This window comes from Xanthomonas graminis pv. graminis, from assembly GCF_030168915.1.
In the GTDB taxonomy this organism is placed as follows: domain Bacteria; phylum Pseudomonadota; class Gammaproteobacteria; order Xanthomonadales; family Xanthomonadaceae; genus Xanthomonas_A; species Xanthomonas_A translucens.
This window is the reverse complement of record NZ_CP076255.1, coordinates 1,822,515-1,845,628: the sequence shown is the minus strand read 5'-3', so window position 1 is coordinate 1,845,628 and position 23,114 is coordinate 1,822,515. Positions and strand designations below refer to the sequence as shown.

The following is a 23,114-nucleotide window of genomic DNA, read 5'->3' as shown; positions in this document are numbered from 1 at the left end:
GGAGTTCCCTTCACTCTTTTTTTACATCTTCAGGAATAGCCATGTCCGGCACGCCGGTGCTCAGCGCGACCCAGGATGCGATCCGCATCATCACCGTGAACCGCGCTGACAAGCTCAACGCGTTGAATCGGCAAACATTGCAGGCGCTGGACGCGGCCTTCGCCGAGGCCGAAGCCGACCCCGCGATCCGCGTGGTGGTCCTAACTGGCGCCGGCGAGAAGGCCTTTGTGGCCGGCGCCGACATCGCCGAAATGAACGAACTCACACCGGTTCAGGGCCGCGACTTCTCGCAACTGGGCCAGCGCCTGATGCGCCGCATCGAGCGCCTATCCAAGCCGGTACTGGCGATGGTCAACGGCTTCGCGCTCGGCGGCGGGCTGGAACTGGCCATGGCCTGCCACCTGCGCATCGCCGCCGACGGCGCCCGGCTCGGCCAGCCGGAGATCACCCTCGGGCTGATCCCCGGCTTCGGCGGCACCCAGCGCCTGGTGCGCCTGGCCGGCCGCGCCGCGGCGCTGGAACTGTGCCTGCTCGGCACGCCGATCGATGCGGCGCGCGCGCTGCAGCTGGGCCTGGTCAACCGCGTGGTGCCTGCGGCCGAGCTGCGCGCGGCCACGCTGCAACTGGCGCAGCAACTGGCCGCCGCCGCGCCGCTGGCGTTGCGCGGCATCCTCGATGCGATCCAGGTCGGCGCCGAATCGGCGATCGAACAAGGCCTCGAATACGAGACCGCGCAGTTCGGCCTGTTGTTCTCCAGCGAGGACATGCGCGAAGGCACGCGTGCGTTCCTGGAACGGCGCCCGCCGCTGTTCCGCAATCGCTGAGCCGCGCGCGCCGATGTCCGACCTACCCTCCCCCGCATCGCCGCTGCAACTGCTGCGCTGGGTGCTCGACGACGATCTGGACGCGGCGATCGATGGCGGCCTGATGGCCTACGCCGGCGCGGCCGACGACGACCGGCTCGATCCGGCGCATCCGCAGCTGCGCGCGCAGCTACTGGCGGCGCAACAGCGCCTGCGCGAGGCCTGGGCCGCACGCGAACGCTACCGCGCGCGCAGCGCACGCCTGGCGCGCCGCGCCGCCGCACGCGAGGCACGGCGCGCGCCGCCAGCGACCGTCGCCGCCGCGGTGCCGTCGCTGCCGCCGGCCGCGTCAGCGATCCTGGCTCGAGCCAAGGCCAAGGCCGCCGCGCGGGGTCCGCAATGAGCGCAGCGGCCGCCGCGCCGCGGCGTGGACCCACGTTGCGCAAGGCCGAGATCCACGAACTGTTCTCGCGCCTGTCCGAACTCAATCCCACGCCGACCACCGAGCTGGACTACAGCACGCCATTCGAGCTGCTGATCGCGGTGATCCTGTCGGCGCAGGCCACCGATGTCGGGGTCAACAAGGCCACGCGCCGTCTCTATCCGGTGGCCAACACGCCGGCGGCGATCCTGGCGCTGGGCGAGGATGGCCTGAAGCGCTACATCTCCACCATCGGCCTGTTCAACGCGAAGGCCAAGAACGTGATCGCCACCTGCCGCATCCTGGTCGAGCAATACAACGGTGCAGTGCCGCGCGAGCGTGCCGCGCTGGAGGCATTGCCCGGGGTCGGCCGCAAGACCGCCAACGTGGTGCTCAACACCGCCTTCGGCGAGCCGACCATCGCCGTGGACACGCATATCTTCCGCGTCGCCAACCGCACCGGCCTGGCCCCAGGCAAGGACGTGCGCGCGGTCGAGGACGGCCTGCTCAAGCGGGTGCCGGCGCAGTTCATGCACGATGCGCACCATTGGCTGATCCTGCACGGCCGCTACGTGTGCAAGGCGCGCAAGCCGGAGTGCCCGCGCTGCGTGATCCGCGACCTGTGCCGGTTCAAGGACAAGACGCCGGAGTGAAGTTGCTCGAACATCTCAGCCATCGGATCCGCCGACCAAATGCGCTGTAGGAGCAACTTCAGCCGCGACACACTGGTGCAGAAAGAAATGCGGCTTCGGTGGAATCAGCTCGCGGCTGAAGCCGCTCCTACAACGGCCTGCAAATAGCCGGCTGGGCGCACTGTAGGAGCGGCTTCAGCCGCGACAACGTCCGAAGCCGGAAGGCCCGCCGCTGCGCTCGTCGCGACCGAAGCCACGCCTGCACGATTGCTGTGGTTGCGCATCAGAACAACGCGGCACGCTACGCCGCGCGCCGCCCCTCCACGCGCCGGTCCAGTTCCTTCCAGTCCACCACCAGGGCGCAGCCGCGGGCGGCGGCGTTGCGGCTCCAGTCGCGCAGCAGTTCCAGGCAGGCATGGTCGACGTGGTGCAGCCGCGCCACGTCCAGGTGCAGTTCGGTGTTGGGTGGCAGCCGCTCCAGGGTCCGCGCCATGGTCGGCACACGCAGGAAGGTGGCCGAACCCTCCAGCGACAGGCGCAGCTTGCCGGTGCCCGCCGCCGCGCTGCCGTCGCCGTCTTCGTGCGCATGCACGCCGACCTTCAGCCGCGACTGCTGCAGCGCCAGCCGCAGCAGCGACAACGCGAAGCCGATCAGCACACCGGTGAGCAGGTCGGTGGCAACGATGGCGAAAGTGGTCGCCAGGTAGATCGCGGCGGTGCCGCGGCCGTAGGCGGCCAGGTCGCGCACCTGCCCGAGCTTGACCATCTTCAGCCCGGTATAGACCAGGATGCCGGCCAGGCACGCCACCGGGGTCATCCGCAGCAGCCACGGCAGCAGCAGCGCGAACACCAGCAGCCAGCCGGCGTGCAGGATGGTGGACATGCGGGTGGCGGCGCCGGCCTGCACGTTGGCCGCGCTGCGCACGATCACCCCGGTCATCGGCAACGCGCCGAGAAACCCGCACAGCATGTTGCCCACGCCCTGCGCGGCCAGTTCGCGGTCGTAGTCGGTGCGCGGCCCCTCGTGCATGCGGTCCACCGCCGCGGCCGACAGCAAGGTCTCGGCGCTGGCGATGAAGGCGAAGGTGAAGGCCGACAGCAGCAGCGTCGCGTCGAACACGCCGAGCATCTCGGCCAGGGTCGGGGTCTGGATCGCCGAGAACAGGTTGGCCGGCACGTCGACCTTGCGCACGTCCATGCCCTGCAGCTGCACCAGCGCGGTCATCGCCACCACCGCCAGCAATGCGCCGGGCACGAAGCGCAGCCGCTGCGGGCGCAGCCGCTCCCAGGCCAGCATGATCGCGATGGTGCCCAGGCCCACCAACAGCGCGGCGCGGCCCACGCCCGCATCCAGCGCCTGCCACAGCACCGCCGGCAAGGCGGCGAAATTTTCCAGCCCGCGCGCCTTCGGTGCCGCATCCATCAGCACGTGCGATTGCGAGGCGACGATCAGGATGCCGATGCCCGAGAGCATGCCGGCGACCACCGCCGGCGAGGTCATGCGGAACCACACCCCGGCCCGACACAAGCCGGCGACCAGTTGGATCGCGCCAGCCAGCAGGATCACCGGCCCCAACGCGGCCACGCCATGCTGGCGAACGAGTTCGAACACCAGCACCGCCAGGCCGGCGGCCGGGCCGCTGACCTGCAGCGGCGAGCCGGCGATCATGCCGACCACCAGGCCGCCGACGATGCCGGTGATCAGGCCGGCGGCCGGCGGCATGCCCGAGGCGATGGCGATGCCCATGCACAGCGGCAGCGCGACCAGGAACACCACCACCGAGGCCAGCAGGTCGCGGCCGAACACGCCGTTGCGCAGATAGCCGGCGAGCGCCGACGCACCAGCGCGTGAGGGTTCTTTCATGGTTCGCATGGTCGACTCCTTCAGACCGCGACGTTGCGCAGGACCGGCACCAGGCGCGGCCGCGGGGTGGCTTCGGGCGCACGCTTGCCCTCTTCCGGCAGCAGCGGCAGGAAACGCCCCTGCTCGGCGTCGAAGGCGCGGATCTCGCCGTGGGCGATGTCGTAGATCCAGCCATGGATCCGCAGCGCGCCGCGGGCCAGCCGCGCCGCCACCACCGGCTGGGTGCGCAGGTGGTCCAGCTGCGCCACCACGTTCTCCTCGGTCAGGCAGTTCAGCGCGTCCTCGGGATGCCCGGCATGATCGTGCTGCGCGGCGACCTGGCGTGCGCTGTCGGTGTGCTTGAGCCACGCGGCCACGTTCGGCACCTCGCGCAGCGAGTCGGGATTGAGCACCGCCTTCATCGCGCCGCAATCGGTGTGGCCGCAGACCACGATGTGCTTGACCTGCAGCACCGCCACCGCGTACTCGATCGCCGCGACCACGCCGCTGACGTGCTGCGAGTACGGCGGCACCACGTTGCCGATGTTGCGGTAGACGAACAGTTCACCGGGCTGCGCGGCGAACATCAGTTCCGGCATCACCCGCGAATCGGCGCAGGTGATGAACAGCGTATGCGGGGTCTGGCCGCCGGCCAGTTGCCGGAACAGGCCGCGCTGGCGCGGGTAGACCTCTTTGCGGAAGTGGCGGAAACCATCGAGAAGACTGTCCATGGGAATACCTCGGAACAAAGGGACGAGGGAACGGCGTCGCCGCGGCGGATGCCGCAGAACGGGGGAACGGGGATGGAACGCGGCGACCGCGCCGTCGGCAGCGCGTCATCGCATCGGGCGCCGGGGGCGGACGCTGCCGGAACGGTGATCGAGCTCGCCGCGGCCGTGGGCCAGGCGAGTCAGGATCCAGCGGCTCAGGCGCTGGGAGGTCGCAACCGTGGCTGCGGATGGGTGCCCGCGCCGTGCCAGGCGGCTGGCTCGGGCCAACCGGGCGTCGTCAAGCGCACCTGCCGCCAGGGCGCCGGCGGCACGATTGCGCTGTCGTAGTCGTCGAGCGGATCGGCGATGTCGCGCGATTCGGCCTGCGCGTCCGCCGCCGGCATTTCCGGCGCTGCCAGCAGGCCACTGTCGGTCACCGCAGGCGCCAGCGTCGCCGCTGCCGGACACAACGCCGGAATCAGCGCCAGCAGCGCGATCAGCAGCAGGGCGGCGAGCGTCGGCATCCGATTGCGGGCATGCGAGTTCATGGCCCCACGCTACCCAGCGTTTTCGGCATCGACAAGTGGTGCGGCGCACAAAAAGACCGATCGGTGGTGCGATCGCGAGACGATGCCCAGCTTTGTGATGCCCGTCGTCGGCGACAACCGCCATGCGCCGTTTCATCTGCGCGCCATCGGATCGCAACATGCGGCGCGTTCAATGGCGCAGACGACGCGATGGCGTGCATCGGCGTGCGCGGCCGATGTCCGCCAAGTGTCATATTTACGCAATCTTTACATATTAGCCTGCGCGCATCTTCCAACCGCCCAGGCAACCCATGAAACTGTCTCGCACCCTCCTCTCGGCAGCCGTGCTCATCGCCGTGTTCGCGCCTGCAGCGCACGCCGAAATCGCCATCGACGTGATCGGCGGTTCGGAAGTCTCCTTCGAAGGCCTGGTCCAGGCCGACGGCAACTGGTACGACAACGACGTCCAGGACCTCAACGGCACCACCGGCAACAACGGCAAGAACGCCGAGTTCGGCATCCGCCGCGCCGAGCTGATCGCCAAGGGCAAGGGCCCGGGCAACTACGAGTGGGTGGTCGGCTACGACGCCAGCGTCCTGCGCGAGTCGGCCAACAACGGCACCACCGTGCGCAGCACCGGCAAGTTCCTGGACAACAACATCAAGTACAAGTTCGGCGGCAACGCCAACAACTTCCTGCAGGTCGGCCAGTACAAGCAGCCCAACAGCCTGGAAGAACTGTCCAGCACCAAGAACAACGACTTCATCTCCAAGGCCTCGGTCACCAATACCTACGCGGTGTCGCGTCGCCTCGGCGGCGCGGTCGGCTACGGCGACAACAACTGGAGCGTGGTCGGCAGCGTGTTCGGCCGCGAGCTGACCCGCAATCTGGCGCATGGCAGCGGCTACGGCGCGCGCGGCACCTTCGCGCCGATCAACGAGTCGGGCAACATCCTGCACTTCGGCCTGAGCTACGTGAACTACGACACCGACGCCGACACGCTGCGCCTGCGCGCACGTCCGGACGCGGACCTGGCCTCGGTGCGCCTGGTGGACAGCGGCAACCTGACCAACACCGACCGCATCGGCGTGATCGGCGGCGAAGCGATGTGGGTCACCGGCCCGTTCAAGACCCAGGCCGAGTACTACAACGCCAAGGTCGAGCGCTACGGCTCCAGCGACAATTACAGCAGCGACGGCTGGTACCTCAGCGGCGTGTGGAACATCACCGGCGAGACCTGGGGCTACAAGGCCGGCGTGCCGACCACCCCGCTGCCGAACGAGCCGGCCAGCGGCATGTGGCAGCTGGGCCTGCGCTACGACAGCATCGATCTGAACGACGGCGACCTGGTCGCGCGTCCGGTCGGCGCACCGCTGATCGACGGCGTGCTCGGCGGCAAGATGAGCACCTGGACGGTGGGCGCCAACTGGTACTGGCGTTCCAACTTCAAGCTGGCGCTGAACTACGTGATGGTGGATAGCAGCAAGTACAGCAGCACCACCCGCGGCAACGTCAGCGACAAGCCGAACATCCTCGAAGCGCGCGCGCAGTTCTACTGGTAATCGCCGCGGCCCGCTGCAGTGCGCGGCGCAGGCCGTGCGCTGCAGCGGCGCCATGCTCCATCGCAGCGTCATGTTTCCGTCATGTACCAGCACCGACACCGTCATCGAACGGTTATGTAATGGCCGCATGCGGTGCCCCGCATACCCTACTTCAGGAGCTTCCTCCGTGATCCTCTCGCTCAAATCCCGCGTCGCGGCTGCCGCCGTCGCCGCGTCGTTCGTGTTCGCCGCCAACGCCGCCGATGTCACCGGCGCGGGCGCCTCGTTCATCTATCCGGTCATGTCCAAGTGGTCGGCCGACTACAACACCGCCACCGGCAAGAAGGTCAACTACCAGTCGATCGGTTCCGGCGGCGGTATCGCCCAGATCAAGGCCGCCACGGTCGACTTCGGTTCCTCCGACGCGCCGCTCAAGCCGGACGAGCTGGCCGCGTCCGGCCTGGCCCAGTTCCCGTCGGTGATCGGCGGCGTGGTGCCGGTGGTCAACGTGCAGGGCATCGCCCCGGGCGCGCTGAAGCTCGACGGCAAGACCCTGGCCGACATCTTCCTGGGCAAGGTCAAGACCTGGAACGACCCGGCGATCGTCGCCCTGAACCCGGGCGCGAAGCTGCCCGACGCCAAGATCACCGTGGTGCACCGCTCCGACGGTTCGGGCACCAGCTTCAACTTCACCAACTACCTGTCCAAGGTCAACCCGGACTGGAAGAGCAAGGTCGGCGAAGGCACCGCGGTGCAATGGCCGGTCGGCATCGGCGGCAAGGGCAACGAAGGCGTTGCCGCCTACGTCAAGCAGATCAAGGGCGGCATCGGCTACGTCGAGCTGTCGTATGCGCTGCAGAACAAGATGGCCTACACCGCGATGAAGAACGCCGCCGGCAAGTTCGTGCAGCCCAGCGACGAGAGCTTCGCCGCCGCGGCCGCCAGCGCCGACTGGGCCAACGCCAAGGACTTCTACCTGGTGATGACCAACGCCCCGGGCGAGGCCGCGTGGCCGATCACCGCGACCAACTTCATCCTGGTCCACAAGCAGCCGAAGAACCCGGCCAGCGCCAAGGCCACCAAGGACTTCTTCAAGTGGGTCTACGCCAACGGCGACGCCCAGGCCAAGCAGCTGGACTACGTGCCGCTGCCGGACGCGCTGGTCAAGCAGATCGACGCTTACTGGAGCGCCAACCTGAAGTATTGATCGGCGTTCTCTCTCCGCCGATCGCTACCCGACGCGGGCCCCTCACGGGGTCCGCGTTTTTTATTCCTTCTCCCACCAGGACCATCGCCCCCTTTTCGGGGGAAGCCCGCAGGGCGGATGAGGGTAGGCGGGAAGCGGTGCCTGGTGAGGACGCGAAGCAGCCTGATAGCGCAGGGCATGCAGGAGCGCGAAGCGGTGCCGGATGTCGCAGACGTACAAGAGCCGCCCAGATACCCAGGACGCGAGCACCAGCGCAGCGATTCCGCCCAACTGCGCGAGGCTTCGCCCCTACCCTCCCCCCGGCCCCTCGCCCGATGGCCTGATTAGCGCTGTGTCTCAGCTGTCGTACGCAGTTGCTGCTCTGTGAGCCTTCCCGCGCCGGCCAGGGCACTGGCCAGGCGCGGCACCATGGCGGCCAGGTTGAAGCGGCGATTGAAGCGGTAGGCATGCGCATGCAGGTAGCGCGCGCCGTATTTGGGGAAGTCCACCGCATGGTGGGTGCCGCTAAGCGCCGTTTTGAGATTGCCCAGGATCGTATTGACCCAACGCAGACGAGGCTGCTGGACGCCTTTGCGGCCGCTTCCGGTCACGATGGCATCGTGGGTCAGGCCTGCCCAGCCCACACCGGTGAACGCTGTCAGCCCATCACTGACGACATGGGTGCCCGGTGCCAGTGCCTGCTGAGCCCACGTGTGCACGACGCTTCTTCGGAAGCTGGAGACCACATCCAGGCGGAGATAGCGCGGGCGCCCTTGATGCAGGGAAACCGCTGCAATAAACGGCACTTTATTGCGCCACTGCGGTTGGCCTGGACCACCGGCGCGTTCGCCGCCCAGATAGGCATCATCGATCTGGACCTCTCCGTCGAGCCGGCGTGACTGCTCACGATCGGCCATCGCCGACATCACTTTGTGCTTGATCCGCCATGCAGTGCGATAGCACACGCCCAGTTGCCGAGCCAGTTCCAGCGCAGCAATTCCGTTCTTGGCTTGGCTCACCAGATAGATGGCCAGCCACCACACCCGCAAGGGAAGCTTGGTGTCTGCCATGGGCGTGCCGGCGGTCAAGCTGGTCTGTACCCGGCAGCGCGCGCACTGCCACAGGTGCTGGCGTCCCCGCTCAAAGCCACTGGCATGCGTGTGTCCGCACTGCGGACACACGAAGCCATTGGGCCACCTGGCCTGAACCAAGGCCTCGACACATTGCGCCTCGGAGCCGTAGCGGCTCAGAAAAGCCGGAATCGAAAGCCCCTTTTGGAACTGGATCCGATTGAGCGTCATCGCCGTATCTCACTGAAGAACCTGCATTTCTAAACCAAGGCAGCATCACCAGCTGAGACACAGCGCTAATCAGGGCCCGATGGGAGAGGGGTGCGAAGCGCTTGTTTTCCTTGACCAATTTCACGCACGGGCAGCCGCGTCATGAGGTTGTAACAAAAACATCATTTCATAGCGAGCATCCGCCGGAGCTTCCGGCCCTCTTCGCTACGGAGTGACTCCATGAAACTGCAGCCGGCACGCTTTGCCGTTCTGTCCCTGGCCCTGGCCTTCGCCGTGACTGCCTGCCAGCCGGGCAATGGCGACAAGCCGCAGGGTGCCGCCGATGCGGCAGGTGGTGCGCCCGCAGCCGCTGCGGCCGACGGCGCCAAGACCGCCGCGGAGATCTCCGGCGCCGGCGCGTCCTTCATCTATCCGCTGGTGTCCAAGTGGTCGGCCGATTACCACACCGCCACCGGCAACAAGATCAACTACCAGTCCATCGGCTCCGGCGGCGGCATCGCCCAGATCAAGGCCGGCACGGTCGATTTCGGCTCCTCCGACAAGCCGCTGGACAGCGCCGAGCTGGCCGCCGCCGGCCTCGGCCAGTTCCCCTCGGCGATTGGGGGGGTTGTGCCGGTGGTCAACCTGGACGGCATGGAAGCGGGTAAGCTGAAGCTGACCGGCGCGGTGCTGGCCGACATCTTCCTCGGCAAGGTCACCACCTGGAACGATCCGGCGATCGCCGCGCTGAACCCCGGCACCACCCTGCCCAGCACCAAGATCAACCTGGTGCACCGCTCCGACGGCTCGGGTACCAGCTTCAACTTCACCAACTACCTGTCCAAGGTCAGCCCGGAGTGGAAGAGCAAGGTCGGCGAAGGCACCTCGGTGCAGTGGCCGGGCGGCGTCGGCGGCAAGGGCAACGAAGGCGTGGCCTCGTACGTGCAGCAGATCAAGGGCTCGATCGGCTACGTCGAACTGGCCTACGCGCTGCAGAACAAGATGCCGTACGCCTCGATGCAGAATGCGGCCGGCAACTGGGTGCAGCCCAACGCCGACAGCTTCGCTGCGGCCGCCGCGTCGGCCGACTGGGCCAACGCCAAGGACTTCAATCTGGTCATCACCAACGCCAGCGGCGCGCAGGCGTGGCCGATCACCGCCACCAACTTCATGCTGATGCACAAGCAGCCGAAGGACGCCGCGCGCAGCAAGGCGACCCTGGCGTTCTTCAAGTGGGCGTTCGAGAAGGGCCAGCCGCAGGCCAACGAACTGCACTACGTGCCGCTGCCGCCGGAACTGGTGCAGCAGATCGAGGCGTACTGGGCCAAAGAGTTCAAGTAAGCGCAAGCGCGCTTGCGCCCTCGCCGGCGCAAGCAGGCGCGCGGACGCGGTACGCGCCGCGCAGGTGAATCGCGCCCGGCGCCGCTGCAGGCGGCAGCGGGCGCCAGATCGGCACCACGTATTCCGGACTTTCGGGTTCCCGCTTGCGCGGGAGCGACGCAGCCACCCACCGCGTGCGGCCACCGCCGCCGCGGCAACGACCGGACCGCGCCAGCGCGCGCTCCGGCAAACACCGAGCCCATGAACGCCACTGTCATTCCCGAAGCGATATCGGCGCCCGGCGGACGCGACCTGCGCGACGCCCGTGCCGACCGTCTGTTCCGCTGGACGCTCACCGCCACCGTCGTGTTCGTTCTCATCGCCCTGGCCAGCGCGGCGCTGTCGATGCTGTGGGGCGGCCGCCATGCCCTGCAGATGCAGGGCCTGAGCTTCTTCTACTCCAGCGAATGGAACCCGGTCGAGAACAAGTACGGCGCGCTGGCGCCGATCTACGGCACCCTGGTCACCGCCATGATCGCGATGCTGATCGCGGTCCCGGTGAGCTACGGCATCGCGTTCTTCCTGACCGAAGTGTCGCCGCGCTGGCTGCGCGGCCCGGTCGGCACCGCCATCGAACTGCTGGCCGGCATCCCCTCGATCATCTACGGCATGTGGGGCCTGTTCGTGCTGGTGCCGGTGATGACCGAATACGGCACCCCCTGGCTCAACGACCACATCGGCACGCTGCCGGTCATCGGGCCGATGTTCCAGGGCCCGCCGCTGGGCATCGGCCTGCTCACCGCCGGCTTCGTGCTGGCGATCATGGTGATCCCGTTCATCTCCTCGGTGATGCGCGAAGTGTTCCTGACCGTGCCGACGCGCCTGAAGGAATCGGCCTACGCGCTGGGTTCGACCAAGTGGGAAGTGAGCTGGGACATCGTGCTGCCCTACACCCGCTCGGCGGTGATCGGCGGCATCTTCCTGGGCCTGGGCCGCGCGCTCGGCGAGACCATGGCGGTGGCGTTCGTGGTCGGCAACACGGTGCGGCTGTCGCCGTCGCTGCTGGAACCGGGCACCACCATCGCCGCGCTGATCGCCAACGACTTCGGCGAGGCCACCGAGACCTACCGCTCGGCGCTGCTGCTGCTGGGCTTCGTGCTGTTCATCGTGACCTTCGTGGTGCTGGCGATCGCCCGCCTGATGCTGCAGCAACTGTCGCGCCGGGAGGGCAACTGATGGCCGCCGACATCGCCGACCGCCTGTACAACCGCCGCCGCGTGGTCAACGTGTTCGCGCTGCTGCTCTCTTGCCTCACCGCGCTGTTCGGGCTGGCGTTCCTGGGCTGGATCCTGTGGACCCTGCTGTCCAAGGGCATCGCCGGCATCAACATCGACCTGTTCACCCGCATGACCCCGCCGCCGGGTGAAGAAGGCGGCCTGGCCAACGCGTTCTTCGGCAGCGCGGTGATGTGCGGCCTGGCGCTGCTGATCGGCACCCCGCTGGGCGTGGCCGCCGGCACCTGGCTGGCCGAATACGGCAACGCGCGCAAGACCGGCCAGGTGGTGCGCTTCGTCAACGACATCCTGCTGTCGGCGCCGTCGATCGTGCTCGGCCTGTTCGTGTACACGCTGTACGTGATGCAGACCGGCGGGCGTTTCTCGGCGATGGCCGGCGCGCTGTCGCTGGCCTTCATCGTGCTGCCGGTGGTGGTGCGCACCACCGACGAAATGCTGCGCCTGGTGCCCTCGCAGATGCGCGAAGCGGCGCTGTCGCTGGGCATTCCGCAGTGGAAGGTGACGGTGCAGGTGCTGTACCGCAGCGCCTCGGCCGGCATCGTCACCGGCGTGCTGCTGGCGCTGGCGCGGATCAGCGGCGAGACCGCGCCGCTGTTGTTCACGGCATTCGGCAACCAGTACTGGAACAACAACGTGATGCAGCCGATGGCGAGCGTGCCGGTGGTGATGAACTCCTTCGCCGGCAGCCCCTACCCGAGCTGGCAGCAGCTGGCCTGGTCCGGCGCGCTGGTACTCACCGTGTTCGTGCTGCTGGTCAGCCTCGGCGCGCGCGGCCTGCTGCGCCGCTACAAGACTTCCAACGATTGAGCCACCTATGGAACCGGCCATGAACGATCAGCACAACACCGCACCGATGCACCGCATCGCCATGCCCGCCGGACACACCGCGCTGGCGCCATCGCCGGTCAAGGTGGCCGCACGCGGCCTGGACTTCTACTACGACAAGTACCATGCGCTGAAGAGCATCAATATCGAGGTGCCGGAAAAGCGCGTGACCGCATTGATCGGCCCGTCCGGTTGCGGCAAGTCGACCCTGCTGCGCATCTTCAACCGCATCTATGCGCTGTATCCGAAGCTGGAGGCGCGCGGCGAGGTGCTGCTGGACGGCGAGAACATCCTGTCGCCGAAGTACCCGATGAACCGCCTGCGCAGCAAGGTCGGCATGGTGTTCCAGAAGCCGGTGCCGTTCCCGATGACCATCTTCGAGAACGTCGCCTACGGCATCCGCCACCACGAGAAGCTGTCCAAGGCGGACATGACCAACCGCGTCGAGCAGGCGCTGCGCCAGGGCGCGCTGTGGGACGAGGTCAAGGACAAGCTCGGGCAGAGCGCGCTGGGCCTGTCCGGCGGCCAGCAGCAGCGCCTGTGCATCGCCCGCGCGGTGGCCCTGCGCCCGGACGTGCTGCTGCTCGACGAGCCGACCTCGGCGCTGGACCCGATCTCCACCAGCCGCATCGAGCAATTGGTCGAAGAGTTGAAGACCGACTACACCATCGTCATCGTCACCCACAACATGCAGCAGGCCGCGCGCGTGTCCGACTACACCGCCTTCATGTACCTGGGCGACCTGATCGAACACGACCGCACCGAGATCATCTTCTCGCAGCCCAGCAAGCAGCAGACCGAAGACTACATCACCGGTCGCTTCGGCTGAGACGCTCCGATGCCAGTCCCGCGCCGCCCGGACGGCTGCAGCGACATTCACGAATCCAACGGACCTACGACATGAACACCCAGCCGAACGAGCACATCGTGAAGAGCTACGACGAAGAACAGCAGCGCCTTGTCGCCGAGATCGTGCGCATGGGCGAGACCGCGGTGGCGCAGCTGGAAGCGGCACTGGACGTGGTCGAGCGCCGCGACGACAACGCCGCACTGCGCATCGTCGTCAACGACGAGGCGATCGACGCGCTGGAACATTCGATCAGCAGCGACGTGATGCGGCTGGCGCTGCGCGGGCCGATGGCCCGCGACCTGCGCGAGATCCTCGCCGGCCTGCGCATCCCGGCCGACATCGAGCGCATCGGCGACTACGCCGCGAACGTGGCCAAGCGCTCGATCGCGCTGAACACCTCGCCGCCGATGCCGCAGACGCTGGGCCTGCGCCAGCTCGGCAAGCTGGCCGCGCAGCAGGTGCGCGAAGCGCTGATCGCCTACCGCAGCAACGACGCCGACGCCGCGCTGCGGGTACGCCAGAGCGATGCGCTGCTGGACGCGCAGTACACCGCGCTGTTTCGCGAACTGCTGACCTACATGATGGAAGACCCGCGCAACATCACCCCGTGCACGCACCTGCTGTTCATGGCCAAGAACCTGGAACGGATCGGCGACCACGCCACCAACATCGCCGAGAACGTGTGGTTCCTGGTGCACGGCGACCAGCCGCTGCCGCCGCGCGACAAACGCGACGAGACCAGCACCACCTCCGGTATCTGAGCGCAGGCTCCCGCGGCATGGACACGTGATGGATGCGGTCGATCCGTGGCCACACCCATCGACCGCGAAGCACACCTGGCCCCGCTTCGGCGGGGCCTTTTCGTAGACGACGGCGTAGCGCCGCATGCGGCCGTGTACGCCAGCGGGTACGCTTGGCGTACACGGTCGGCGTGGCGACGCCGGCGCCCTGTCCCGCCTGCCTGGAGAGTCCGCATGTCCATCCCGTCGCGTCCGTCCACCGCCCTCGCCGGCGCCGTCCTGCTCGGCGGCCTGGGCCTGTCCGCCTCCGCACTGGCGATGACCGAACTGGCCCAGGGCTATGCGCTCGGCGCACAGGCCGTGGCGCCGCCGAGCGCCGACAGGGCAGCGAGCACGCTGCCGGCGCAGCCCAAGTCCAGGTCAACGTCCGCCAATGCCACAGGCGCCGGCAAGGCCGCCGAGGCCAGCGGCGCGGCGCATGCGCAGGACGCCGCGGCGGCCAAGCCGGACAAGCCGGACAAGTCGGCCGCCGCCGCGGCCAAGCACGACGACAAGGCGATGGCCGAAGGCAAGTGCGGCGAAGGCAAGTGCGGTGGCGGCGGCTGATGCCGCCCCGCGCGGGCCGGCCGCGGCGAGCGCCGGACTTGGCCTGCGCCGCGGCCTGCTGCCGGAACTGCTGCAGGCAACGCCGGCCGCATTCGATTTCCTGGAGTGCGCGCCGGACAACTGGATCGGTGTCGGCGGCCGCCTCGGCGCGATGCTGGACACGCTGGCCGCGCGCCATCCGCTGAGCTGCCATGGCCTGTCGCTGTCGCTGGGCGGCATGGCGCCGCTGGATGCGGTGCTGCTGCGGCAGACCCGGCAGTTCCTCGATCGACACAAGGTCGCCCTGTACAGCGAACACCTCAGCTACAGCGCCGACGACGGCCAGCTCTACGAACTGCTGCCGCTGCCGTTCACCGACGAGGCGGTGCGCCACGCCGGCGCGCGCATCGCCCAGGCGCAGGACGCGCTGGGCCGGCGCATCGCGGTGGAGAACGTGTCCTACTACGCCGCGCCCGGCCAGGCGCTGAGCGAAGCCGCGTTCGTCGCCGCGGTGCTGGCCGAAGCCGACTGCGATCTGCTGCTGGACGTCAACAACGTCTGCGTCAACGCCGCCAACCACGGTTACGACGCCCTCGCCTTCCTTGCCGCGATGCCGAGCGCGCGCATCGCCTCGTACCACATCGCCGGGCATCGCGACGACGCCGCCAGCGCGCTGAAGATCGACACCCATGGCGCGGCCGTGGCGGCCGAGGTGTGGGATCTGCTCGACGCCGCCTATCGCCTGCATGGCGTGCGCCCGACCCTGCTGGAGCGCGACAGCCACTTGCCGCCGCTGTCCGACCTGCTGCACGAGGTCCAACGCATCCGCGAGGCGCAGGCGCGGGCCATGGCGACGCAGGCGGCACCGCTGGCGCATGGCTGAGTCGCTGCACGCGCAGCAGTTCGCGCTGGCCCTGCACCTGCGCGATCCGCAGCGGCATGCGCCGCCGGCGGACATCGAACCGCGGCGGCTGGCGGTATACCGCGCACTGTTCTTCGACAACATCGCGCAGCTGCTCGCCGCGCATTTCCCGGTGCTGCGCGCCACCCTCGACGCGGACGCATGGCAGGCCCTGCTGCACGCGTTCTGCGCCGAACACCGCGCCCGCACCCCCCTGTTCCCGCGCGTGGGCGGCGAGTTCGTGCGCTTCCTGCAGCAACGCGCGGTGGATGCGCAACGGCCGTGGCTGGCGGAACTGGCGCACTACGAGACGGTCGAGCTGGAAGTGCAGATCGACGACGCGCCGCTGCCGCCGCACGACCCGCACGGCGACCTGCTCGCCGGCGTTCCGCAGCTGTCGCCCTGGCTGCGCCTGCTGCGCTATCGCTGGCCGGTGCAGCGCATCGGCACGGCCTGGCAAACGCGCGAGGCGCCGGCGCAGCCGACCTGCCTGCTGGCGCGACGCGATGCCGACGGCCAGGCGCGCTTCGCCGAACTGGCACCGTTGGCCCATGCCGTGATCGAGCGGCTGCGCGAGGGCGAGCACAGCGGGCGCGCCCTGCTGCTGCGCCTGGCCGCCGAACACGGCCATGACCCGAGCACCCTGCTGCACGACGGCGCCGCGCTGCTCGAGCGCCTGCGCGAACAGGGCAGCGTGCTCGGCACCCGCCTGCCGGCCTGAAGCGCGCAACGCGATAGGCAAGCACGGTGGCATTTCGGTTCACCGGTCATGTGCCACTGTAGGAGCGACTTCAGTCGCGACAGGCGTTCACGGTAAAGCCGTCGCGACTGAAGTCGCTCCCACAACACCCCGCCGACGGCGCCCCCCTCGATCTGCACGTCGCATCACCGATCTGCAGAAATTGGTCTCGCCGCGTGCCGTGGCGCCTGTATCGAAGGCGCGCGCCTGTCCCGATCCGTCTTCGCCAAGCCCGCGCGCGCCCTGTCGCGGCGGAGGTTTAGCCGCGCTCTGCTACCCTTGCCGGATGAACGATCACGTCGACAGCCCGTCCCAGCCCCTTGCGGCCACCCCGATGTCGCGGCGTTTCCGCGGCTATCTGCCGGTGGTGGTGGACGTGGAGACCGGCGGCTTCGACTGGAACCGGCATGCGCTGCTGGAGATCGCCGTGGTCCCGATCGAGATGGACGCTGCCGGCCAGCTGTACCCCGGCACCACCGCCAGCGCGCATGTAGTGCCGGCACCCGGCACCGCCATCGACCCCAAGTCGCTGGAAGTCACCGGCATCATCCTCGACCACCCGTTCCGCTTCGCCAAGCCCGAACGCGAAGCCCTGGACCACGTGTTCGCGCCGGTGCGCGCGGCGGTGAAGAAGTACGGCTGCCAGCGCGCGATCCTGGTCGGCCACAACGCCCACTTCGACCTGAACTTCCTCAACGCCACCGTGGCCCGCTGCGGCCACAAGCGCAACCCGTTCCACCCCTTCAGCGTGTTCGACACCGTGACCCTGGCCGGCATCGCCTACGGCCAGACCGTGCTGGCCCGCGCCGTGCAGGCCGCCGGCTTCGACTGGAATGCCGCCGACGCGCACAGCGCGGTCTACGACACCGAGCAGACCGCGCGCCTGTTCTGCAAGATCGCCAACGCCTGGCCGGGGCCGCAGATTAGTTGAGGTATGCACCGACCGATGCGGTGGCGCATTCACAACCGAAGGACAACCGCTCATCCAAGACGAAGTCGGCTGGTGGCACGCCTCAGTTCGGCCCAGTCGCACTAGCCAGTCAGAAGAATACGGTAGGTATAACCGTGTCGCGACGCGGATATGACCGCAAGAGCCGACTAAACCACCACCCCGGCGACTACAGGATGAAATTCGAAGCAGCAGCCACCAGCTTGGTTGCCGCGCAGCAACCTGTATAAGCGTTTCCTCACAGCGCAGGGAATCGGCAGGCATTCGCAAAAGAAAATTAAACTTCGCCAATTGCGAAAGCCAGGCGCAGTGATGAGGCCATGCTCGTACGACACTACAATGCCTCATGATCGACATGCCAAAAATCAATCGTTCCAACCAATCTTACGAACCATCTACGGCTCATGACGGCCTGACCGGCTTCAGCCAGGAACCCGTCGTTAAATTGCACCAATATTCGTCACCCGAATTTCTCGGACTGAGTTCCTTCAGGTCGAAAAAGGTAAATGTCAACTCATCCACCATAGAAAACTTGAAGCTGGCAGAGGAGGCAGTAATGAAAACAAAATATCTACTGCCTTATGGCGCTGGAAATCAGAAAACTGATGTCAGCTACACGCAAGGAGAATCCTGGGCAAGGCAGACCATGCTTCGAGATAACGAGTATAACGAAAATCCAATCCAGAACGCAGGCAAAGCCGCCGTTTATCAAGCAGGTAACTGCGGCGAACATGCAAATGTCGCCTACACCCTGCTGGCGGCGAAATCCCTGAATGCTCCGCTACTCCGAGTAAATGACCGCAATCAGGATCATGCCTATGTGCTGATCGGCGATCCTCGCGATCGCACCTGGGGCGAAAAGGATACCGTCGTCGTGGACGCCTGGGTGACGCACCCGGCCGCGACGACGCTAGAACAGTCGAACGACCTGAGTCCGAACGTCACTCCGCTCGCACAGCGCGCCCCTCGCAGCCAGCCAGATCCAAGAGCAGTCTCCGCATACGCCAATGTGACGCCGGTATCAACCGAAATGGTCAATGCATACCTTATGCAACGCGGCGCTCATCCTATCGGCAGTGGCCTGGTGGAGAACATGGACACCTATGCGGACACCAGCAGATTCTTCAACGAACGCACCTCTGCCGCTGACCCCAGCACCAAGTATCGCTCGTCGATCATGTCTTCTAATTCATTTGACAAGATAATGTATTGCACAATCGACAATGAAAATTCCGCGCATACGGCATGGCAAAACAATGGCTGCAGGTGGTAGTGCAACTGAAGAGCGGCGAGCAACCCGCAGCGCGGAGTGGTCAGGCGTAACCAACGCGGAGGCCACTGCATTACGGCAACGACGAACTGGCAGGCGCGACCTGGGCGGCGGCAGGGAGATCGTTAGCTGTCCCGCGCCGTTCGCCCACATCAAGGCCGTGCTGCGGCCGCCCGCGCGCGGCCATTGGTAGCGCCGCGCGCGCCGGCAGCGCGCGACATGACCCGCAACCTGCTATTCGTATGCAGCCGGAACCGGCTGCGCAGCCCATCGCCGAGCCGGTGTTCGCCACCGGGCCTGGCCGTGGAGACCACCTTCTTCCGCCACCGTGCAGTCGGGGCTGAAGTCCGCCACAGTGCGCCCGACAAGTATCCGGAGCCCTCGGTGGGAGCGACTTCAGTCGCGACAAACGAAGCGGGCGGACCTACCGGCCCCGCGCCCGTTCCACACTGACCGCGCAGCCTAGCAACGCCCACGCTCAACGTACCTGCGCACCGCCCTCACCCCATGCGCTGCCGCACCGCCTCGAACAGGGTCACGCCGGTGGCCACCGACACGTTGAGGCTCTCGATGTCGCCCGGCATCGGGATCTTGACCAGGCCGTCGCAATGCTCGCGGGTGAGCCGGCGCAGGCCGTCGGATTCGCCGCCCAGCACCAGCGCCACGTTGCCGCGCAGGTCCTGCGCATACAGGGAGGTCTCGGCTTCGCCGACCAGGCCGTAGATCCATACGCCCTGCTTCTGCAGGTCGCGCAGGCAGCGCGCCAGATTGGTCACCGCCACGATCGGGATACGGTCGGCGGCGCCGGCCGAGGTCTTGCGCACCGTGGCGTTGACCGGCGCCGACTTGTCCTTGGGGATCACCACCGCAGTGGCGCCGGCCGCGGCCGCACTGCGCAGGCAGGCGCCGAGGTTGTGCGGATCCTGCACGCCGTCGAGCACCAGCAGCAGCGCGCGGCCTTCCGCGGCGGCAACCAGGCCTTCCAGTTCGTTCTCGCCCCAGGTGCGCGCGGCCGCATAGCGCGCAGCCACGCCCTGATGCCGCACCGAGCCGCCGACGCCGTCCAGCGCCTGGGTGTTGACCCGCCGCACCTCGATGCCCTTGCGCCGCGCGTTCTCCTCGATCTCCACCAGCCGCGGGTTCTTGCTGCCCGCCTCGATCAGCACTTCGCGCACGTTGTCGGCATCGTTCTCGATCGACGAGGCCACGGCGTTGACGCCGACGATCCACTGGTTCTGCTTGCTCATGAGGCGGGGGCTGCAAGATAAGGAAAACGGGAATGGTAGGCGTTGCCGGCGCTCGCGTCACATCGCCTGCGCCGCGCAAGCGCGCCGACCGGGCATCGGCGCCATGCGCAGCAGGACCACAGAGTCCGACCCAGCCGCTGTCGCGCAGCGGCGCCGAGCAAGCAGCGCGCACCGGAAATCCCGCTTACCCGGCAGCAACGCAAGCCGCCTGCTGCGGGCGCAGCGGCCTGCGGCAACACACCCAAACGTCCATGCGGCGCTCGCGGCGCCATGCGCAGCGGCCTTCGGCCACGCCCCCTGCGAACAGGACCGGGACCGGCCTGCGGCGACAGCCGACTCAGGCCGGCCAGCGCTCGGTGTCGTGGTCCGGATGCTGGTGCGACACCAGTTGCGCCAGGAACGGCGCCGCGTCCAGATCGGCCTCGGTGCGGATCGCCGGTAACCGGTGCAGGCCGTCCACGAACGGCAGCCTGGCTTCCAGCCCGTACTGGATCCGCGGCGGCAGCGCCGCCGGGTCGTCGAACGCGCCGGCGGCCACGGCGACGCCGTCCGGCGCCTCGTAGGTCAGCGGCGTGCCGCAGTCGGCGCAAAAGCCGCGCCGCACCAGGTTGGACGATTGAAAATGCTTCAGCGCCCCGCGCGTCCACAGCAGTTGCGCACCGCGCGTGGACACCAGCGGCGCGTAATAGGCGCCGAACGCCTTCTGGCACATCCGGCAATGGCAGATCGACGCGTCGTCGAGCCGGCCGCGCACGCGGAAGCGCACCGCGCCGCATTGGCAACCGCCGCTGTAGTGGTCATGCTCCATGTCGGCTCTCCGCTGCGAACCGCGGTGCGCGGGCCGCGCCCCTTGCGCTGCGCGCAGGGGGCGAACGATCGCGGCGGCCGCCAGGCGGCACGCCGCGACGCCGCGCCGTCAGTACTTCTTTTTCTTGCGCTTGGCCGGCTGCTGCCCACGTTCCGGCGGCGGCGGCATATCGGTCATCGGCTCGCCTTCCACCACCAGGCGGAAGTCGATCTTGCGCTCCTCCATGCTGGCCTTCAGCACCAGGATGCGGACCCGGTCGCCAAGCCGGAACTGCATGCCGCGGCGCTCGCCGGACAGGGTCTTGCGCACTGCGTCGAACTGGTAATAGTCCTGCGGCAGCTGGGTCACGTGGATCAGGCCGTTGACCTTGGACTGGTCCAGCTCCACGAACAGGCCGAAGCTGGTGACGCCGCTGACCACGCCATCGAACTGGCCGCCGACGTGCTTTTCCATCCACGCCGCACGGTAGCGCTCGTCGACCTCGCGCTCGGCCTCGTCGGCACGGCGCTCGCGCTCGGAGCACTGCAGCGCCAGCGCCGCCATCTCGCGCGGCGAATACAGGTACTTGTCCGGCGCGCCGCGGGTCAGCGCGTACTTGATCGCGCGGTGCACCAGCAGGTCCGGATAACGGCGGATCGGCGAGGTGAAGTGCGCGTACGCCTCCAGCGCCAGGCCGAAGTGGCCGGCGTTGTCCGGCGAGTACACCGCCATGCTCTGGCTGCGCAGCAGCACCGACTCCAGCAACGCCGCGTCGGGGCGCTCGCGCACCTTCTTCAGCAGCTTGGTGTAGTCGCCCGGCACCACCTTGCCCCACGGCGGCAGGCTCAGCTTGAATTCCTTGAGGAACTCCAGCAGGTCGGCGTACTTGGACTCCGGCGGCCGCTCGTGCACGCGGTACGGCGCCGGGATGCGCGCCTCCAGCAGGTGCCGCGCCGCGGCCACGTTGGCGGCGATCATGCATTCCTCGATCAGCTTGTGCGCGTCGTTGCGCACCAGCATGCCGGCCTGGGTCACCTCACCGGTGTTGTCGAGCACGAAACGCACTTCCGAGGTCTCGAACTCGATCGCGCCGCGGCGCGAGCGCGCCTTGGCCAGCACCTGGAACAGCTGGTACAGGCGCTCGATCTGCGGCAGCACCGCGGCCACGTCCTTGCGCACCTGCTCGTCCTTCTCGCCCACCGCCTGCCACACCTGGTCGTAGGTGAGCCGCGCGTGCGAATTCATCACCGCCTCGTAGAAGCGCGCGCCGGCCACCTCGCCCTGGCGATCGATCTGCATGTCGCAGACGAAGCACATGCGGTCGACCTTGGGATTGAGCGAGCAGATGCCGTTGGACAGCGTCTCCGGCAGCATCGGCACCACGAAGCCGGGGAAATACACCGAGGTCGCGCGGCGGATCGCTTCCACGTCCAGCGGCGTGCCCGGACGCACGTAATGCGACACGTCGGCGATGGCGACCACCAGGCGGAAGCCGTCCGCGTTCGGTTCGCAGAACACCGCGTCGTCGAAGTCCTTGGCGTCGGCGCCGTCGATGGTCACCAGCGGCGTCTGCCGCAGGTCCACGCGGCCCTTGATCGCCGCCGGCTCCACCGTCAGCGGCACCGCCGCGGCTTCGTCGAGCACCGCCTGCGGGAATTCGTAGGGCAGCTCGCGGCCGTGGATGGCGGTTTCCACCACCAGCGACGGGGTCAGCTTGTCGCCGAGCACCGCGATGATCTTGCCGATCGGCGGGCGCCGCCCGTCCGGGGTGGAGGTCAGTTCGCACACCACCAGCTGGCCGTCGCGCGCCTCGCCGATCGCATCGGTCGGGATCTGGATGTTGCGCTGGATGCGCTTGTCGTCCGGCACCACGTAGGCGATGCCGCCTTCCATACTGAAGCGGCCGATCAGCCGGCTCAGGCCGCGCTCGAGCACGCGCGCGATGCTGCCTTCGCGGCGGCCGCGGCGGTCGATGCCGGTGACGTTGGCCAGCGCGCGGTCGCCATGCAGCACCTTGCGCATCTCGTAGGGCGGCAGGAACAGGTCGTCGCCGCCTTCGTCCGGGCGCAGGAAACCGAAGCCGTCGGGATTGGCGATCACCACGCCGGGGATCAGGTTGGTCTGCTGCACCGGCGCGTAGCCGCCGCGGCGGTTCTGCACCAGTTGCGCCTCGCGCAGCATCGCGCCCAGGCGCTTGCTCAACGCCTCCATGCGCGAAGGCTCGGTCAGGCCGAGTTGCGCGGCCAGCTCTTCCAGCGTCTGCGGGCCGTCGCAGCGGTCCAGCAACTGCAGGATCGCCTCGCGGCTGGCGATCGGCTCGGCATAGCGCTCGGCCTCGCGGGCAGCGAACGGATCGGCCACCGCAGCGGCCGGCTTCTTGCGCGAGGACGCGGCGGCCACCGGCTCAGGTGGAGGCAGCGGCTGCAACGGCGGCTTGGGGCTGCGCCGCAGGAAACTGGGGAGGCTGGGCATCCACGACGGCATCCTGGATTTCTTCGGCGGAGGCGGAGCCGCCGGGGCGCCGGCCTTGCCGGCGGGCGTGTCGTGGGATGCGGATTTGCCGGGCTTGCCGGACTTGGTTTTTCGATTGGTCATCCACCCATGGTACTCGCTGGGCCGTCAACGCAGGCAAACCGGCGAGCGCAAGCTGCGGCGGGCGGTTG

22 protein-coding genes are annotated in these 23,114 nt (G+C 68.0%); 15 read left to right on the top strand and 7 right to left on the bottom strand.

Features of this window, described 5'->3' with window-relative positions; translation table 11 throughout:
• The first annotated feature begins 41 nt into the window (after positions 1-41).
• Genes KHF85_RS08015 through nth form a run of 3 tightly spaced genes read left to right on the top strand, consistent with a single transcriptional unit; the run spans position 42 to position 1,877 of the window.
• On the top strand, positions 42-824 hold the full coding sequence (locus KHF85_RS08015) for an enoyl-CoA hydratase-related protein (protein WP_284569165.1): 783 nt from the start codon (positions 42-44) through the stop codon (positions 822-824).
• Between the two features lie 13 nt (positions 825-837).
• Complete coding sequence (locus KHF85_RS08010) at positions 838-1,206, top strand: hypothetical protein (protein WP_284569164.1); 369 nt, start codon at positions 838-840, stop codon at positions 1,204-1,206.
• Entirely contained in the window at positions 1,203-1,877 is a 675-nt protein-coding gene (gene nth / locus KHF85_RS08005; protein ID WP_284569163.1) for an endonuclease III, read from the top strand. The genes KHF85_RS08010 and nth overlap by 4 nt, the downstream gene beginning before the upstream one ends.
• A gap of 280 nt (positions 1,878-2,157) precedes the next feature.
• On the opposite strand, the gene KHF85_RS08000 is transcribed toward nth, so the two are convergent.
• From KHF85_RS08000 to KHF85_RS07990, 3 genes are all read right to left on the bottom strand, one after another.
• Positions 2,158-3,729 carry a SulP family inorganic anion transporter gene (locus tag KHF85_RS08000; protein ID WP_284569162.1) on the bottom strand — a complete coding sequence of 524 codons (1,572 nt, stop codon included), beginning with the start codon at positions 3,727-3,729 and terminating at the stop codon, positions 2,158-2,160.
• A gap of 11 nt (positions 3,730-3,740) precedes the next feature.
• Positions 3,741-4,430 (bottom strand): carbonic anhydrase, encoded by a 690-nt coding sequence (locus tag KHF85_RS07995; protein ID WP_284569161.1) that lies wholly within the window; start codon positions 4,428-4,430, stop codon positions 3,741-3,743.
• Positions 4,431-4,624: 194 nt separating this feature from the next.
• Entirely contained in the window at positions 4,625-4,957 is a 333-nt protein-coding gene (locus KHF85_RS07990; RefSeq protein WP_284569160.1) for a hypothetical protein, read from the bottom strand.
• A gap of 290 nt (positions 4,958-5,247) precedes the next feature.
• Here KHF85_RS07990 and KHF85_RS07985 point away from each other — a divergent pair, with 290 nt between their 5' ends.
• Positions 5,248-6,498 (top strand): OprO/OprP family phosphate-selective porin, encoded by a 1,251-nt coding sequence (locus KHF85_RS07985; RefSeq protein WP_284569159.1) that lies wholly within the window; start codon positions 5,248-5,250, stop codon positions 6,496-6,498.
• Between the two features lie 166 nt (positions 6,499-6,664).
• A complete protein-coding gene (pstS, locus tag KHF85_RS07980) occupies positions 6,665-7,684 on the top strand; it encodes a phosphate ABC transporter substrate-binding protein PstS (protein WP_053834616.1) in 1,020 nt (339 codons plus the stop codon).
• Between the two features lie 323 nt (positions 7,685-8,007).
• Here the strand turns inward: pstS (KHF85_RS07980) and KHF85_RS07975 are convergent, their stop codons facing one another.
• Positions 8,008-8,964 (bottom strand): IS1595 family transposase, encoded by a 957-nt coding sequence (locus KHF85_RS07975; RefSeq protein WP_284566649.1) that lies wholly within the window; start codon positions 8,962-8,964, stop codon positions 8,008-8,010.
• Between the two features lie 219 nt (positions 8,965-9,183).
• Here KHF85_RS07975 and pstS (KHF85_RS07970) point away from each other — a divergent pair, with 219 nt between their 5' ends.
• The 10 genes from pstS (KHF85_RS07970) to KHF85_RS07925 all read left to right on the top strand — a co-directional run bounded on the left by pstS (KHF85_RS07970) (position 9,184) and on the right by KHF85_RS07925 (position 18,420).
• Positions 9,184-10,284, top strand: a complete 1,101-nt coding sequence (gene pstS, locus KHF85_RS07970; protein WP_284569158.1) for a phosphate ABC transporter substrate-binding protein PstS — start codon at positions 9,184-9,186, stop codon at positions 10,282-10,284.
• Positions 10,285-10,524: 240 nt separating this feature from the next.
• A complete protein-coding gene (gene pstC, locus KHF85_RS07965; RefSeq protein ID WP_284569157.1) occupies positions 10,525-11,499 on the top strand; it encodes a phosphate ABC transporter permease subunit PstC in 975 nt (324 codons plus the stop codon).
• Positions 11,499-12,365 (top strand): phosphate ABC transporter permease PstA, encoded by an 867-nt coding sequence (gene pstA, locus KHF85_RS07960; protein WP_003467254.1) that lies wholly within the window; start codon positions 11,499-11,501, stop codon positions 12,363-12,365. Before pstC ends, pstA begins: the two co-directional genes overlap by 1 nt.
• 19 nt (positions 12,366-12,384) lie before the next feature.
• Complete coding sequence (pstB, locus tag KHF85_RS07955; protein ID WP_237650625.1) at positions 12,385-13,212, top strand: phosphate ABC transporter ATP-binding protein PstB; 828 nt, start codon at positions 12,385-12,387, stop codon at positions 13,210-13,212.
• A 71-nt stretch (positions 13,213-13,283) separates the two neighbouring features.
• Positions 13,284-13,994 carry a phosphate signaling complex protein PhoU gene (gene phoU / locus KHF85_RS07950; RefSeq protein ID WP_003467248.1) on the top strand — a complete coding sequence of 237 codons (711 nt, stop codon included), beginning with the start codon at positions 13,284-13,286 and terminating at the stop codon, positions 13,992-13,994.
• Between the two features lie 213 nt (positions 13,995-14,207).
• Positions 14,208-14,579: an HvfA family oxazolone/thioamide-modified RiPP metallophore gene (locus KHF85_RS07945; RefSeq protein ID WP_284569156.1), complete on the top strand. Its 372-nt coding sequence runs from the start codon at positions 14,208-14,210 to the stop codon at positions 14,577-14,579.
• Positions 14,566-15,441: an HvfB family MNIO-type RiPP peptide maturase gene (locus tag KHF85_RS07940; RefSeq protein ID WP_237650624.1), complete on the top strand. Its 876-nt coding sequence runs from the start codon at positions 14,566-14,568 to the stop codon at positions 15,439-15,441. The genes KHF85_RS07945 and KHF85_RS07940 overlap by 14 nt, the downstream gene beginning before the upstream one ends.
• Complete coding sequence (locus KHF85_RS07935) at positions 15,434-16,180, top strand: HvfC family RiPP maturation protein (protein ID WP_284569155.1); 747 nt, start codon at positions 15,434-15,436, stop codon at positions 16,178-16,180. Before KHF85_RS07940 ends, KHF85_RS07935 begins: the two co-directional genes overlap by 8 nt.
• A 304-nt stretch (positions 16,181-16,484) precedes the next feature.
• Positions 16,485-17,129 carry a ribonuclease T gene (gene rnt, locus KHF85_RS07930; protein ID WP_284569154.1) on the top strand — a complete coding sequence of 215 codons (645 nt, stop codon included), beginning with the start codon at positions 16,485-16,487 and terminating at the stop codon, positions 17,127-17,129.
• 364 nt (positions 17,130-17,493) lie between these two features.
• Positions 17,494-18,420 (top strand): type III effector, encoded by a 927-nt coding sequence (locus KHF85_RS07925; RefSeq protein ID WP_284569153.1) that lies wholly within the window; start codon positions 17,494-17,496, stop codon positions 18,418-18,420.
• A 497-nt stretch (positions 18,421-18,917) separates the two neighbouring features.
• Here KHF85_RS07925 and rlmB read toward each other — a convergent pair whose 3' ends face one another.
• From rlmB to rnr, 3 genes are all read right to left on the bottom strand, one after another.
• Entirely contained in the window at positions 18,918-19,664 is a 747-nt protein-coding gene (rlmB, locus tag KHF85_RS07920; protein WP_003467227.1) for a 23S rRNA (guanosine(2251)-2'-O)-methyltransferase RlmB, read from the bottom strand.
• A 337-nt stretch (positions 19,665-20,001) separates the two neighbouring features.
• Positions 20,002-20,472, bottom strand: coding sequence for a GFA family protein (locus KHF85_RS07915; protein ID WP_284569152.1), 471 nt, complete (start codon positions 20,470-20,472; stop codon positions 20,002-20,004).
• A gap of 108 nt (positions 20,473-20,580) precedes the next feature.
• Positions 20,581-23,046, bottom strand: a complete 2,466-nt coding sequence (gene rnr / locus KHF85_RS07910) for a ribonuclease R (RefSeq protein WP_409976674.1) — start codon at positions 23,044-23,046, stop codon at positions 20,581-20,583.
• Positions 23,047-23,114 lie beyond the last annotated feature (68 nt).